Source organism: Microbacterium sp. lyk4-40-TSB-66 (genome assembly GCF_030209475.1).
Classification (GTDB): Bacteria; Actinomycetota; Actinomycetes; order Actinomycetales; family Microbacteriaceae; genus Microbacterium.
The window spans coordinates 258,428-272,657 of sequence record NZ_JARVRW010000002.1 but is presented as its reverse complement, the minus strand read 5'-3'; the positions used below and the strand labels follow the sequence as shown (position 1 = coordinate 272,657).

At 70.2% G+C, this 14,230-nt stretch carries 14 protein-coding genes; 9 read left to right on the top strand and 5 right to left on the bottom strand.

Features of this window, described 5'->3' with window-relative positions; genetic code table 11:
* Positions 1-14: 14 nt before the first annotated feature.
* The 3 genes from QRO03_RS03375 (at position 15) to QRO03_RS03365 (ending at position 3,408) form a co-directional block, all read left to right on the top strand.
* Positions 15-1,031, top strand: coding sequence for a LacI family DNA-binding transcriptional regulator (locus QRO03_RS03375; RefSeq protein WP_285136107.1), 1,017 nt, complete (start codon positions 15-17; stop codon positions 1,029-1,031).
* A 101-nt stretch (positions 1,032-1,132) separates the two neighbouring features.
* The gene (locus QRO03_RS03370; RefSeq protein ID WP_285136106.1) at positions 1,133-2,110 is read left to right on the top strand and encodes an aldo/keto reductase; all 978 of its coding nucleotides are present in this window, start codon (positions 1,133-1,135) and stop codon (positions 2,108-2,110) included.
* The gene (locus QRO03_RS03365) at positions 2,107-3,408 is read left to right on the top strand and encodes an L-fuconate dehydratase (RefSeq protein ID WP_285136105.1); all 1,302 of its coding nucleotides are present in this window, start codon (positions 2,107-2,109) and stop codon (positions 3,406-3,408) included. The genes QRO03_RS03370 and QRO03_RS03365 overlap by 4 nt, the downstream gene beginning before the upstream one ends.
* 3 nt (positions 3,409-3,411) lie before the next feature.
* Here the strand turns inward: QRO03_RS03365 and QRO03_RS03360 are convergent, their stop codons facing one another.
* A complete protein-coding gene (locus tag QRO03_RS03360) occupies positions 3,412-4,149 on the bottom strand; it encodes a FadR/GntR family transcriptional regulator (RefSeq protein WP_285136104.1) in 738 nt (245 codons plus the stop codon).
* A gap of 120 nt (positions 4,150-4,269) precedes the next feature.
* Here QRO03_RS03360 and QRO03_RS03355 point away from each other — a divergent pair, with 120 nt between their 5' ends.
* From QRO03_RS03355 to QRO03_RS03330, 6 genes are all read left to right on the top strand, one after another.
* Positions 4,270-5,142: an amidohydrolase family protein gene (locus QRO03_RS03355; protein ID WP_285136103.1), complete on the top strand. Its 873-nt coding sequence runs from the start codon at positions 4,270-4,272 to the stop codon at positions 5,140-5,142.
* Positions 5,143-5,342: 200 nt separating this feature from the next.
* Positions 5,343-6,656 carry an ABC transporter substrate-binding protein gene (locus QRO03_RS03350; protein WP_285136102.1) on the top strand — a complete coding sequence of 438 codons (1,314 nt, stop codon included), beginning with the start codon at positions 5,343-5,345 and terminating at the stop codon, positions 6,654-6,656.
* 78 nt (positions 6,657-6,734) lie between these two features.
* On the top strand, positions 6,735-7,712 hold the full coding sequence (locus QRO03_RS03345; protein WP_285136101.1) for a carbohydrate ABC transporter permease: 978 nt from the start codon (positions 6,735-6,737) through the stop codon (positions 7,710-7,712).
* The gene (locus QRO03_RS03340; RefSeq protein WP_285136100.1) at positions 7,709-8,650 is read left to right on the top strand and encodes a carbohydrate ABC transporter permease; all 942 of its coding nucleotides are present in this window, start codon (positions 7,709-7,711) and stop codon (positions 8,648-8,650) included. Before QRO03_RS03345 ends, QRO03_RS03340 begins: the two co-directional genes overlap by 4 nt.
* 3 nt (positions 8,651-8,653) lie before the next feature.
* Positions 8,654-9,766, top strand: a complete 1,113-nt coding sequence (locus tag QRO03_RS03335; protein WP_285136099.1) for a Gfo/Idh/MocA family protein — start codon at positions 8,654-8,656, stop codon at positions 9,764-9,766.
* Positions 9,763-10,086: an L-rhamnose mutarotase gene (locus tag QRO03_RS03330; protein WP_285136098.1), complete on the top strand. Its 324-nt coding sequence runs from the start codon at positions 9,763-9,765 to the stop codon at positions 10,084-10,086. Before QRO03_RS03335 ends, QRO03_RS03330 begins: the two co-directional genes overlap by 4 nt.
* A gap of 30 nt (positions 10,087-10,116) precedes the next feature.
* On the opposite strand, the gene QRO03_RS03325 is transcribed toward QRO03_RS03330, so the two are convergent.
* From QRO03_RS03325 to QRO03_RS03310, 4 genes are all read right to left on the bottom strand, one after another.
* Positions 10,117-11,238: an FAD-dependent oxidoreductase gene (locus tag QRO03_RS03325; RefSeq protein WP_285136097.1), complete on the bottom strand. Its 1,122-nt coding sequence runs from the start codon at positions 11,236-11,238 to the stop codon at positions 10,117-10,119.
* Complete coding sequence (locus QRO03_RS03320) at positions 11,231-12,010, bottom strand: methyltransferase domain-containing protein (protein WP_285136096.1); 780 nt, start codon at positions 12,008-12,010, stop codon at positions 11,231-11,233. The genes QRO03_RS03325 and QRO03_RS03320 overlap by 8 nt, the downstream gene beginning before the upstream one ends.
* A complete protein-coding gene (locus QRO03_RS03315) occupies positions 12,007-13,101 on the bottom strand; it encodes a type III polyketide synthase (protein ID WP_285136095.1) in 1,095 nt (364 codons plus the stop codon). Before QRO03_RS03315 ends, QRO03_RS03320 begins: the two co-directional genes overlap by 4 nt.
* A gap of 62 nt (positions 13,102-13,163) precedes the next feature.
* Positions 13,164-14,171: a hypothetical protein gene (locus QRO03_RS03310; protein ID WP_285136094.1), complete on the bottom strand. Its 1,008-nt coding sequence runs from the start codon at positions 14,169-14,171 to the stop codon at positions 13,164-13,166.
* Positions 14,172-14,230: the final 59 nt, after the last annotated feature.

The window sequence follows — 14,230 nt, the reverse complement described above, 5'->3', positions numbered from 1 at the left end:
CCTACACTGGGCGGATGGTCAGGCTCAGCGACGTCGCCGCGCGCGCCGGGGTGTCGGTGTCGGCCGTCTCGCGCGTGCTCCGCGACGCTCCGCACACGCGGGTCAGCGAGAGCACCCGCGTACGCATCCAGGAGGCCGCCGCCGAGCTGGGCTACCGCCCCAACTTCGCCGCGCGCGCGCTGAAGTCGGCGCGGACGAACGTCGTCGGTCTCGTGGTCCCCGACGTCACGAACGCGATCTTCACCGATCTGCTGCGCGGCGTCGAGGACGAGGCCTACCGGCAGGGGTACGTCGTGCTGCTGGCCCGCGCCGACGGCCTCCCCGACGGCGTGGACGTCATCGGTCGTCTGATCGGCGAGGGGCGCGTCGACGGACTCCTCGTCCAGGTGGGCGACACGAGCGACGCGAACGACATCGACCGACTGATCGCCTCCCGGCTGCCGGTGGTCTTCGTCAACTCCATCCATCCCGAGGGCGTCGGCTCCGTGGTGCTGGACGACGAGGAGGGAACCCGCATCGCGACCGCCCACCTCATCGGCCTCGGTCACCGCCGCATCGCGCTGATCAACGGGGTGGCATCCTCCGACACCGCACGACGACGCGAGGCGGGCTTCCGTCGTGCGTCGGCGGACTCGGGCCTCTCGGTCGACGACGACCTCATCACTCGCCGGGGCTACGAACCGCGGCAGGGCGCGGAGGCGCTGGGCGCGCTCTGGGAGCGGCCCGAGCGACCGACGGCCGTGGTCGTCGCCAACATCAACGCGTCCTACGGGGTGCTCGCCGAAGCGCGTCGCCTCGGGGTCGATGTGCCGGCCGACCTGTCGGTGGTGGCGATCCACGACGCGTGGACGGCCGATCACGCCTGGCCACCCCTCACGACGGTGCGGATGCCGTTGCGCGAGCTGGGGGCGACGGCGCTACGGGCGGTGGTCGAGAACATCTCCTCCGGCGTGACGGTGGACGCGGTGGTGCGCGATCCCGCTCCCGTCCTCGTCGAGCGCTCGTCGACGGCACCACCGCGAAAGACCTGATCTTTTCCGGCCCAGTAGGGCTGAGACGTAAGAAAAATCCCCTTCCATCTCCTAGTCATCAGATGAATCTGTTGTAGGCTGGCCGGGAAGAAGGAGGCTCCATGCGCGCTCGTGCACTGCGGCACGGGCTGCGGCTCACCGAGATCGGTCTCGGCGCGGCGCAGCTCGGCAACCTCTACCGCGAGACCACCGAAGTCGAGGTCGACGAGACGGTCGACGCCGCCTGGGACGGCGGCATCCGCTATTTCGACACGGCCCCCCACTACGGCGTGGGTCTCTCCGAGCGGCGACTGGGAGCGCGCCTGCGCACCCGCCCGCGCGACGAGATCGTCGTCTCGACGAAGGTCGGCCGCGTGCTCGAGGCGAGCCCCGAGACCGCTCACCTGCGTGACCCCGACGGATTCGACGTGCCGCGCGACGTCGTGCGGCGATGGGATTTCAGTCGCGACGGCATCCTGCGTTCCGTCGAGGACTCCCTCCGGCGCACGGGGCTCGACCGCTTCGACATCCTCTACCTCCACGACCCCGACGACCATTTCGCCCAGGCGTCGGGCGAGGGGATCGGCGCGCTCATCGAGCTGCGCGAACAGGGCGTCGTCGCAGCCGTCGGGGCCGGAATGAACGCGGCCGATCCGCTCGCCGAGCTCATCCGGCGAGCGGATGTCGACGTCGTGATGTGCGCCGGGCGTCACACGCTGCTCGACGACTCGGCGGCCACCGACCTGTTGCCGCTCGCGCTCGAGCGCGGGGTGGGCGTGGTCGCCGCGGGTGTCTTCAACTCCGGCTTGCTGAGCAGGCCACGGCCCCCGGCCGACGCGACCTACGACTATCGGCCCGCCCCTCCCGCGTTGCTCGCCCGCGCGCACGCGATCGCCGACGTCAGCGAGCGCCACGGCGTGACCCTGCCCGACGTGGCCGTCGCCTTCGCGCTGCGTCACCCCGCCGTCGTGTCGGTCGTCCTCGGCGGGCGAGGCCATCGCCAGGTGACGCAGAACCTCGAACGCGCCCACACTCCCATCCCCGACGACCTCTGGCGCGACCTCGCCGAGAACGACCTGATCTCCAAGGAAGACGCATGACCACCATCACCGCTGTCACCGCGCACGACGTGCGCTTCCCCACGTCGCTGAGCATGGACGGCTCGGATGCCATGAACAAGGACGGCGACTACTCCGCCGCCTACGTCGTGGTGCACACCGACGACCCCGAGCTCAAGGGTTACGGGTTCACGTTCACGATCGGCCGCGGCAACGACCTCTGCGTTGAGGCGGCGCGTCAACGTGGACTGCCGCTCGTCGGACGCTCGGTCGAAGACGCCGTCGCCGATCTGGGCGGGGTGTACCGCGACCTCGCGTCCGACTCGCAGCTGCGCTGGCTCGGTCCCGAGAAGGGCGTCGTACACCTCGGCATGGCGGCGGTCATGAACGCCATGTGGGACCTCGCCGCCCGCGTCGCGCAGAAGCCGCTGTGGCGCCTGCTCGCCGACATGACGCCCGAGCAGCTCGTCGACGTCGCCGATCTGCGGTACCTCTCCGACGCTCTCACGCGCGAGGAGGCCATCGGCATCCTGACCGAGCTCGCCCCCACGCGCGCCGCGCGCATCGCCGAACTCGAGCAACGCGGGGGCTACCCCTGTTACACCACGAGCGCCGGATGGCTCGGCTACAGCGACGACAAGCTTCGCCGTCTGCTGCAGGAGGCCGTCGACGAGGGCTACCGTCACGTCAAGTTGAAGGTCGGGGCGAGCCTCGACGACGACATCCGGCGCCTGCGGATCGCGCGAGAGGTGATCGGGTGGGATGCCAACCTGATGATCGATGCGAACCAGGTGTGGGACGTGCCGGAGGCCATCGAATGGATGGGCCACCTCGCCGAGTTCAAGCCGCTGTGGATCGAGGAGCCGACGAGCCCCGACGACGTGCTCGGCCACGCGGCGGTGCGTCGCGCCGTCGCCCCGATCGGCGTTGCCACCGGTGAGCACGGCATGAACCGCGTGCTCTTCAAGCAGATGTTCCAGGCCGAGGCGATCGACTTCTGCCAGCTCGACTCCGCTCGCCTGGCGAGCGTGAACGAGATCATCGCCGTCTACCTGATGGCGGCGAAATTCGGCGTGCCGGTGTGCCCTCACGCGGGAGGCGTGGGGCTGTGCGAGCTCGTCCAGCACCTGTCGATCTTCGACTTCGTCTGCGTCTCGGGGACGCTCGAGAACCGTGTCACCGAGTTCGTCGATCACCTGCACGAGCACTTCGTCGACCCGTGCATCGTCGAGAACGGCGCGTACGTCCTGCCGTCGATGCCCGGCTACAGCGCGGAGATGCACGATGGCTCGCTCGCCGAGTTCAGCTTCCCCGGGGGGACGTACTGGGCGGGTCGGTGACGACTACTGGGCCTCGGGGTCTTCGTCGGCGTGCGCGGCGCTGAACTCCTCGACGCCCAGGAGGTGCACCTGCATGCGGATGCGAGCCCGGGCGGGATCGCGACGGACGAGTTCGTCGAGGATCGCCCGGTGCTCCGCCTGCGTCTCGCGCACCGAACCGCGGTGCGTGATCGCGCGCCAGAGCCGGGCGCGGAACGTGCGTCCGACCAGGGTGTCGATGATGGCCGCGAGCGCGGGGTTGCCGCTGGCCCGGGCGATGATCCGGTGGAACTCGGTGTCGGCGTCGATGAAGCCTTCGAGGTCCATGTCGGGGTCGTTCTGCAGGATCGTGTCGACGACCCCGAGCGTACGGTCCAGTTGGGCGAGCTCCTCGTCGGTGAGACGGGTGGCGGCGAGCGACACCGTCTCGGCCTCGAGCATCCGCCGGACCGCGAGCAGATCGGCCGCGTGCGCGGGCTGTTGGAGGTCGGCGAGGAAACCCAGGGGACTGAGCAGGGTTCGCGGGTCGAGGGCCGTGACGTACGTCCCGTCTCCCTGACGCGTCTCGAGGACGCCCAGGGTGGCGAGGGCGCGAACACCCTCGCGAAGCGATCCGCGCGAGACGCCGAGCTGCGCGGCCAGGTCCTTCTCGATGGGGAGACGCGAACCGGGGCCCAGTTCGCCGCGGGTCAGCATCGCCTTGATCCCGCCGATGACGACGTCCGTCTGGGAGCGCGGCACGGAGACGAAGTCGTCGATCATGGCGGTCAGTCTACGGACTGCCATCATTCATCGGAGGAATCACCGGGATTCGACCGATTCCCTCGTCATCCGGGGCGGAGACCTCCGATGATGAAGACCACACCCCCTCAGGAGGCCCGCATGACCTTTCCCGTGATCGACGCCCACCAGCACGTGTGGGACCCGACCCGCGCGGAGTACGACTGGCTCGGTCCGGAGTCCGCCCCCATCGACGGGGTCATGACCTTCGCCGACGTCGCACCCGAGCTGCGCGCCGCCGGCGTCGACTTCACCGTGCAGGTGCAGTCGGCCGACAACGCCGAGGACACCGGGCTCATGCGCGAGTCCGCGGCCGCGCACCGCGAGGTGGCCGGCATCGTCGGTTACGCCCCCCTCCACGATCCCGCCGCCACGGAGCGCACGCTCGCATCGTGGGAGGGCGATCCCCTCCTTGTCGGGGTGCGCACGCTCATCCACAATCAGCCGGACCCCGACTGGCTGCTGCGACCCGAGGTGAACGCCTCGCTGGGGCTGCTGGAGGAGAGGGACCTCCCCTTCGACGTGGTCGCGGTCCTCCCGCGTCACGTCGAGATCATCCCGCTCGTCGCGGAGCGCCACCCTCGCCTTCGCATGGTGATCGACCACCTGGCGAAGCCTCCGATCGGCGTGGGCGACGGTGCGCAGTGGAGTCGTCTGATGAGTGCGGCGGCCCGGAGCGAGAACGTGTTCGCCAAGGTGAGCGGGCTCTATTCGGCGGCGGACGACAGCTCGGCGTGGACCACCGAGCAGATCCGGCCGTTCCTCGACCGGGCGCTGGAGATGTTCGGTCCCGCGCGACTGATGTACGGCGGTGACTGGCCGATCTCGGTGCTCTCCGGCGGATACACCCGCGTGTGGCGGGGGCTGCAGCCGCTCTTCGACGAACTGGATCCCGACGCGCGGGAGCGCGTCCTGGGGCGGACGGCGGCGGAGTTCTACCGCCTCGACCCGCGCCGTCTCGCGCTGTCCGACTGAGCGGGGGGAGTTTCCGCAGAATTCGCTGGAATCTGCAATTCGTCTGATGTATTCTCGGGGAGAGCCTGGCGCTCTTAGATCAGATACCCAAGCAAACGTTTGATCAAAGAGAGATCTCGGGATAACGTTTGACCAATCCGACCGGGTCGTCACAGCTCCCGATCCGCCGTCGGAGCGGCCGTCCACACGAAGGAGTGTCAATGAAGACCACACGCATCCTCGCGGCGAGTGCGGCCGTCGCCGTCGCCGCGCTCGCCCTCGCCGGGTGTTCCGGCGACGCGACGGGCGGGGCCCCGCAGGCGCAGACCGACTCGGGGGGAAAGATCACCGTCTGGGTCGACCCGCCGCGCGTCCCCGCGGCCGAGGCTTTCCAGCAGGCGTACCCCGACATCCCGATCGACGTCGTCCAGATCGACGGCACGGTCGGCGGCAAGACCGTCAAGCAGTCGTTCGCGAACTTCGACGCCGCCGGCTCCGGCTGGCCCGACGCGATCTTCTTCCCCTCGAACGACGACATCGCGTGGGCCACGAACTCGACGAGCAACTACGCCGCCGACCTGACCGACATCATGGCCGACACCATCGAGGGCTACGACCCGGCCGTACTGTCGTTCTGCGACATCGACGGCAAGATCCGCTGCCTGCGCAACGACGCCGCACCCGACGTGTTCTGGTACAACAAGGCCTTCTTCGACGAGAACGGCTACACCCTGCCCACCACGTGGGAGGAGTACGGCGACCTCGCCGTCAAGATCGCGGCCGAGCACCCGGGCAAGATCAGCGGCTTCCTCGGCGACGCCTACGCGATCAACCGCTACCTGCAGTCCTCGGGCTGCCCGACCAACGATCGCGTCTCCGAGAGCGAGGCGCACATCGACCTCGCCGATGCGACCTGCACCCGGGCGACCGACCTGCTCGACAAGATGTACGCGGGCAAGGCGCTCAGCACGCAGGGCATCTTCGACGGCGACGCCGCCGCCGAGGGCCAGAACCTCGTGATGAGCCCCGGAGCCGTGTGGTGGGGCAACTACCTCTTCCGTGACACCTGGAAGATCCCCGCCGGGCAGATGACCGCGGCGGCTCCGCTGCCCTGGGACGGCGAGTCGGAGCCCTCCACCGGCAACGAGGGTGGCGGCCTGTGGGGTGCGTCCTCGCACATCACCGGCAAGCAGCTCGAGAACACGCTGACGTTCATGAAGTTCGTCAACACCGACCCGCGCTGGCAGGTCGACCTGAGCACGGGCCTGCCCGGCTACGGCCCCGTGCAGGACCAGTGGCTCGAGAAGCTCCAGGCCGACGCGTACTTCGCCGACGTGGCGACGACGCAGGAGTCCTTCAAGTCCGCCCTGTCGGTCGTGCAGCCGTACTCGTACATGCTCTACGACACCGGTTCGGTCTGGACCGAGACGGTCAGCCCGACGCTCATCTCGGGCGGCAACGTGACCGATGCGATCACCAAGTTCGGCGACGAGCTGGTGAACCAGGCCAAGTCGGTCGGCTACACCGTCCAGTGAACCCGTGGCCAGGGCGTCGGTGAGAACCGACGCCCTGGCCCGTGCTCTCCCCGGAACCCGATTCCCCAGGAAGAAGTCATGACCGTCACCGCCACAGAAACGCTCACCACGGCCGAGCGACGCGGGGCCGCGCCCCGCCGCGTCTCGGGGCGTCGACGTGCGCCCCATCGTGTCGAGGCCCGCGGGGCCTGGATCCTCATGGCGCCCTACGCGATCCTCTTCCTCGTCGCCGCGGCCATCCCGATCGGGTACGCCTTCTGGATCTCGCTCCAGCGGGCACCGACGATGGTCAATCCTGCATCCGGTTTCGGTGGTCTCGACGCCTACATCACCGCGGTCTCCGACTACCGCTTCTTCGACACCTTCATCAACATCTTCACCGTCATGATCGTGTGGTTGCCGTTGATGATCGTCGGCATCGTCGGTCTCGCCCTCCTCGTGCACGCCAGCCCCGGTCGCTTCGGCGGCGCGATGCGCTTCGTCTACTTCCTCCCCGGGGCCCTCGCCGGCATCGCCAACTTCGTGCTCTGGGTGTACTTGCTCAATCCCTCGATCTCGCCGATCGCCTTCCTCTGGCAAGGCTTGGGCGTCACCAACCTCAAAGAGGTCACGACCACCGAGAACCTGCCGTTGATCCTGACCGCGATGCTGTTCTTCCAGGGCGTCGGCACGTGGATCGTCATCGTCAACGGCGGTTTGAACGGCATCGCCGAAGAGGTCTTCGAGGCCGCGAAGATCGACGGCGCGAACGCCTGGCAGCTGGCCTGGAACATCAAGCTGCCCCTCATCCGGCCGTGGATCGGGTACGCCGCGCTGATGAACCTCGCGTACGGCTTCCAGCTCTTCCTCGAGCCATATCTGCTCCGGCAGATCTCCTCGGGATCCGTGGATGCCGAGTGGGCACCCACCCAACTCGGATACGCCTTCGCCTTCACCAACCGCAACTTCCCCGCCGCGGCGGCGATGTCGATCATCCTCCTGGTGATCACGCTCGCGATCGGCATGTTCATCGTGTTCAAGAGCGGCCTGTTCGGCGAAGAGGAGAAGTCCAAGTGAGCGTCGCGACCCGCACCCCGTCCGGCAACAAGTCCACGTCGACACGGTGGAGCGTCGGACGCGTCTCACGTGTGACCGTGATGCTCGTGGTGGCCGCGATGTTCGTCATCCCCATCGTCGGCTTCATCGCCATGGCCTTCCGCGACCAGGACAACGTCGCCGCCGGCACCGACGGCTTCCTCGGCCTCGGCGGGCTGTCGTGGGACCACGCGGTCTACAGCTGGTCGCAGATCACCGGTTTCGGACCGTCGGGTGGCGGGCTCTTCCAGAAGTGGATCCTGAACTCCCTCATCCTCGCGGTGGCCGGCGGCATCCTGGCCCTGGCCGCGGCGCTGCCCGCGGGCTACGCCCTCGCCCGGCTGCGCTTCCGCTGGCGCAAGGCCTGGCTGTTCGCGACGCTGTTGGCGATGGTCATGCCCAACACGGTGCTGGTCATCCCGCTGTTCCTCGAGGTCAACGCGATCGGGGCGGTGGGTCAGCTGTGGCCCGTCGCGGTCATCATGGGCTTCTTCCCGTTCGGGGTGTACCTCAGTTACATCCACTTCATGACGACGATGCCGCCCGAGCTCGTGGAGGCCGCCCGCATCGACGGTCTCGGTGAGCTGGCGATCTTCTTCAAGATCGGCCTGCCCATCTCGAAGCAGGCGATCGCCCTCGTGGCGTTCTTCTCCTTCGTGGCGAACTGGACGAACTTCTTCCTGCCCCTCGCCCTGCTGACCTCGAATCAGCAGAACAAGACGATCTCGATCGGCATCCAGGAGCTCATCGGCGCCAGCCCGCTGTTCAACGCGACGGTCGCCGCCGGTCTCGACGTGAAGCTGTACATGCCCCAGCTCGCCCTGGCCACCGTCATCTCGATGATCCCGTTGCTGGTCGTGTTCATCGGCGCGCAGCGCTTCCTGGTGCGCGGACAGACCGTCGGCGCGGTCAAGGGCTAGCGCATGGAGGACCGGCCCGAGTCTCACCCCGCCGCGGCGTACACCGTCCGCCCGGTGGAGCATCCGCGACCCATCGTGATCATCGGCACCGGCGGCATCGTCAAGGACGCCCACCTGCCGGCGTACCGCAAGGCGGGACTGCCCGTGTGGGGGCTCGTGAACCGGACGGTCTCGCGCGCCCAGGCGCTCGCCGACGAGTACGGCATCGACCACGTCTTCGCCACGGTGGCCGAGGCCGTCGCGAGCGCACCCGTCGACGCGGTGTACGACATCGCGCTGATGCCCGAGCAGTACCTCGACGCGCTCGAGGCGCTGCCCGACGGAGCGCCGGTGCTCATCCAGAAGCCGCTCGGTCACTCCCTGAGCGAGGGCGTCGCGCTGCGCGAGGTCTGCCGACGCAAGGGCCTCGTCGCCGCCGTCAACACGCAACTGCGTTTCGCCCCGTACATCGCCGAGGCCCGGCGCCTGATCGCCGAGGGCGCGATCGGCGAGGTCTACGACATGCAGGTGCGTGTCGCGGTCGACACCCCGTGGCACCTGTTCCCGCACGTCTTCGGTCTCGATCGTCTCGAGATCACGATGCACAGCGTGCACTACCTCGACCTGGTGCGCTCGTTCTTCGGCGACCCCGACGCGGTCAGCGCCGTGACGGTGCGGCATCCGGAGAAGACGGACGTCGCCACCACGCGCTCGACGATCCTGCTCCGCTACCGCGATCGGCCCCTGCGCGTCACGGTCAGCACCAATCACGACCACGCCTTCGGACCCGGCCACGAAGAGAGCTTCGTGCAGTGGGAGGGCACGCGGGGTGCCATCCGCGCGCAGATGGGTCTGCTGCTGGACTACCCCGACGGCGGGCCCGACCGGCTCGAGATGGTGCTGCTCGACGACAAGGCGGCGGGATGGCAGCCGGTTCCCTTCGAGGGATCGTGGTTCCCCGACGCGTTCATCGGGTCGATGGGCGCCGTGCAGCGCTTCGTCGACGGGACCGTGCCCACCCTGCCGACATCGGTCGAAGACGTGCTGCACACCATGGCCGTCGTGGAGGCCGCCTACGCCTCCGAGGATCACGAGGGCGTCCCCGTGACCGCGCCCGACCCGCAGGAGGGCGAATGAGAAGGTTCGCGTCCGTCATCGGCGTCTCACCCGAGAATCGCGAGGAGTACGAGCGCTATCACGCCGCGGTGTGGCCGGGGGTGCTCGAGCAGATCACGCGCAGCAACATCCGCAACTACTCGATCTACCGCTACGGGGAGCTGTTGTTCTCGTACTACGAGTACGTCGGAGACGACTACGAGGCCGATATGGCCGCGATGGCCGCGGACCCCGAGACCCAGCGTTGGTGGTCGGTTCAGGAGCCGCTGCAGAGCCCCGTGCCGGACCGGCGCGAGGGCGAGTGGTGGCACGATCTGCCCGAGATCTTCCACCTCGACTGACCCGCGCCGTCCGTCTCGCCGTCCGCGCGGTCAGGTGCCCCGCGCCGCCCGATCGAACCGCATCGCGTAGGCGCGGGTGAAGGCCGCACCGCCGGGTCCTCGCAGCAGTGTCCGCAGCGCACCCGTCCGCACGGCGTGCGCCGTCGGGCCCGCCGCGCGCCCGAGCAGGGTGTTGAGGAACGCCAGCCGTGCCGCGTGCCGGGCGGATGAGAGGCGGTCGCGTTCCCAGCGAGCGAGACCGGCGTCGTCGCCTCGGCGCACCCACGGCGCGAGCAGCGGTGACAGGGTCAGCGCGTCGAGCAGACCGAGGTTCATCCCCTGCCCACCTATCGGACTCACCTCGTGCCCGGCATCGCCCACGACGACGATGCGCCCGCGCCGCAGGGCCGGGGCGACGGCACGGCGCACACCGAAGGTCGAGGCGCCGGCGACGTCGATCTCGATCCCGGTACGGGCGGCGACCGCCTCGCGCAGGAAGGCGTCGGCATCGCCCACCTCGTCCGATCCGGCCCACGCGACGAGCCTCCGGCGCCCGCCGGGCAGCGGGAACGACTCCACCACACCGCCGCGTTCGAGATGCACGCGGGCGACCGGACCCCCGGATGCCACGACGTCGGCCATGACGTAGCGGTCGGGGTAGTGGTGCGTGCGGACGGCACCGTGGCGGTACACGAGCTCGCGTCCCGCCCACCCGGACGCCACCACGACGACCGCGGCCCGGATCTCGCGCCGGCCGTCCGGCCCCGACACCTCGGCCCGCACGCCGGCGCCGTCGTGCCGCAGCGCGTGGACCGCGGTTCCGTTCCGGACCGTCGGGGCCAGGGCGGTGAGCACGCGCATCGTGTCGTGCTGGGGGAGCGCGGCGACATAGGGATGCCGGGCGCGCAGACTCTCGAACCGGATCTCGGCGAGCACCCGTCCGTCGGCCCGCGCTTGACCACGGTCGATCCTCACGGCCTCGGCCCGGATGCCGTCGGTCGCGCCGCACGCCTCGAGCAGCGTCAGGGCGGGGGAGTGGATGCCGATGGCCCGCGTCCCCCCGCCGACGTCGACGCGTCGCTCTACAACCTCGACGTCGACGCCCCGCGCATCCAGGTCGGCGGCGAGGGCGAGGCCCACGGGCCCCGCGCCGACGACGAGCACCTCAGGCATCGGCATCCGTTCCGGCTGTCGCCGCCCTCCCGGCGGGCACGGCGCCGGCCGCGGCGTCGTCCGCTCGTCCTCGCGCGACCGCGAGCACGCGGAACGGGGCGGGCGACTCCACGCTCCACGGGGAGCCGAGCGCGGCGGAGAGCTCGGGCGCGCGGTAGCTCCGCCGAATGGAGCGCAGCCCGTCGACGCGCAGGAAGGTACCGGGCGAGAGAGGGGTGATGCCCACGGCGTACAGGGCGTACGCCCGTCGCCCGCGTGCGATGTCGGCGTGCAGCACCGTGCCGCGGGAGAGGGCGAGCGAGTCGTCGGCGAACGAGCGGAGGCCCTCGGCATCGAGATGGTGCAGCACGTGGTTGCTCACGACGAGGTCGAAGCTCTCGCCCGCCGCGAGCAGCTCGCGCGAGCCCGCCGCGACGAACCGCACCCCCGATCGCCGTCGCGCGCGGGCGGCGTCGTGCGCCCGGGGGTCGGGGTCGGCGCCCACCCACTCGACATCGAGACCGTCGCGTGCGGCCAGGGCGGCCAGGCGGACGACGACATCGCCGCCGCCGGAGCCGAGGTCGAGCACACGCGCGGGGCGACCGAGCGCGCGGAGCTCGGGAGCCAGGCGCGTGCGGTAGACCCGCCCCCACGCCGACACGAGACGGTTGACCACGCCGAACCGGCGGTAGGTGGCGGCCAGGGCCCGCGGATCGCAGTCGGGGTCGTCCATGAGCTCGGTGAGCTCCGTGTCGCGCCGAGCGAGTCCGCGCGGGCGCACGGCGCGGTTCACGCCCCCGGGCGGCGCACGGTGATCTTCGCCGCCTCGACAGTGAGACCCGGGCCGAAGGCCAGGGCAGCGACCCGGTCGCCCTCGACGCGGTCGGCGTCGGCGAGCAGGTCGCGGAGGATGAACATCAGTGTCGCGCTCGACATGTTGCCGTGGCGGCGCAGCACGTCGCGCGAGGCGGCGAGGGCCGTGGCATCCAGGCCGAGGGCGTTCTCGACCCGATCGAGGATGCTCCGCCCTCCCGGGTGCACGGCCCACGCGTCGACGTCGGCGAGGTCGCCGACCACATCGGCGGCGATGGCCGAGATCTCGCGTCCGATGATGCGCGGCACCTCGGGGGTCAGGGTCATCTGGAATCCCGAATCGCCCACGGTCCAGGCCATGTCCTTCTCGCCCTCGTCGGTGACGTGGGTGGCGAAATCGTCGAGGTCGAGACCGTCGTGCGAAGAGTCTCCGGATGCCACGACCGCGGCGCCCGCGCCGTCGGCGAACACGGAGGCGGCGACGATCTGGTCGGGGTGCGACGAGGTCTGCCAGTGCAGCGAGCACAGCTCCGCACAGGCGACGAGCACGACCGCCGACGGGTCGGCGCCGACGATGCGCGCCGCCAGCCGCAGCGCGGGGATGGCCGCGGCGCACCCGATGAAGCCCAGGTGATAGCGCTCGACCGTCGGCGAGAGACCGAGATCGCGCACGAGGTGATAGTCGGGGCCGGGAGCGAACATGCCGGTGCACGAGACCGTCACGACGTGCGTCACGGCAGCCTCGTCGTAGCCCGATCCGGCGATCGCGACGCGAGAGGCCTCCGCGAACAGGGCCGGTGCGGTGCGGCGGTACTCGTCATTGCGGGCACCGGTGGACGGCATGAGCAGCGTGTCGCCCTCGCGCACGCCGAGGCCGTCGCCGTCGCGTCCGGCCAGCTGCGGCAGCACCACATGGCGGGTGTCGATCGCGGCGGCGTCGAACGCCGCTCCCACGAGTCGTCGGCTCATGCGGTCGAATCCGGGTTGGGCCGCGAACAGGTCGCGCAGGCCGGACTGCTCGACGCGCGTATCGGGGAGGGCCGTGCCGATCGAGAGGATGCGCGCGGTCATGTCTCACCTTAGGCACGGTGCCGGGCACCCGGCGCGGGGATGGCGCACCATGTGAACGGCGTCTATGGTGCGGCGGGGCCGGGGAGCGGCGGGGGCGAGGCGGTGCCGTGACCGCTTCCCGCCGCGGCGGTGCCGTCCGCGCCCGCGGCCGCCCACGCGGAGGCGAGTTCGAACAGGGTCCTGGTCTCGTAGTGATCCATCGCGGCGGCCACCCGGCGGCGACCCGTCCGGGCGTTGATGCCGAGGTGGTAGGAGGCCCCGTCGAGGGTGTGCCCCTCGCGCATGAGCTGCAGGATCGAGGTCCAGGGTTCCTGTTTCGCCCCCACGGGTGTGGCCCGTCGCCAGAGCTCGTCGAAGAACGCGCGCATCAGGTTCGCCAGTCCCGCATGCCGCACGCCGAGCACGCCCGTCGGAGTGGCCTCGCCCCACGTGTGCGGGAGCGCGACGAAGTCGCCGTGCACCCAGAACCACCCCGGCACGTCGCTCAGCGACCGGTACTGCAGCCCGACGCGGCCGTAGAGGGTCATCCGCTCGCGCCGGAGGGGATCGGTGGCCGCGGAGGTGGGGACGATGACGCGCACCGCGTCGCCCTCACTGAGCGATTCGCTGAAGCGCGCCGCGCGTTCGGCCGGTGCGTCCACCAGGTGATCGATGCTCGTGAAGACCGCGACGAGGTCGCCCGACGGTCGCCCGGAGAGCTCCCACCGCAGATCCTCCGACGCGTACGGGCCGTAGCGCACCACCATGTAGACCTCGTCGGTCGCCGCCTCGCCGACCGCCCAGGCGCGCAGCGCGGTGGGCAGGGCGTCGAGGATCGTCTCGATGCTCGTCAGCGCCTCCTCGGTGGCGGCGCGCAGCTGCCGGGTGTGCGCCGCCACGGCCTCGGTCGCCCATCCGGCCGGAGCGGGGTAGGTCAGGGTGTCGCCGTCGCCGCCGACGAGTCCGCGCTCCCGGAACCCCCGGATCTTGGCGGCCGCCTGCGCGACGTCGAGACGCACCGCGGATGCCGCGGCGGCGACGCTCGTCGGACGCTCCCTCAGGAGGATCTCGAGCAGGACGTCGTCATCCATTCGTCCCTCCGGGTTCGATCATCACGGAGGCGCCCGAACCGACCCGTTCTGGGGGCGGG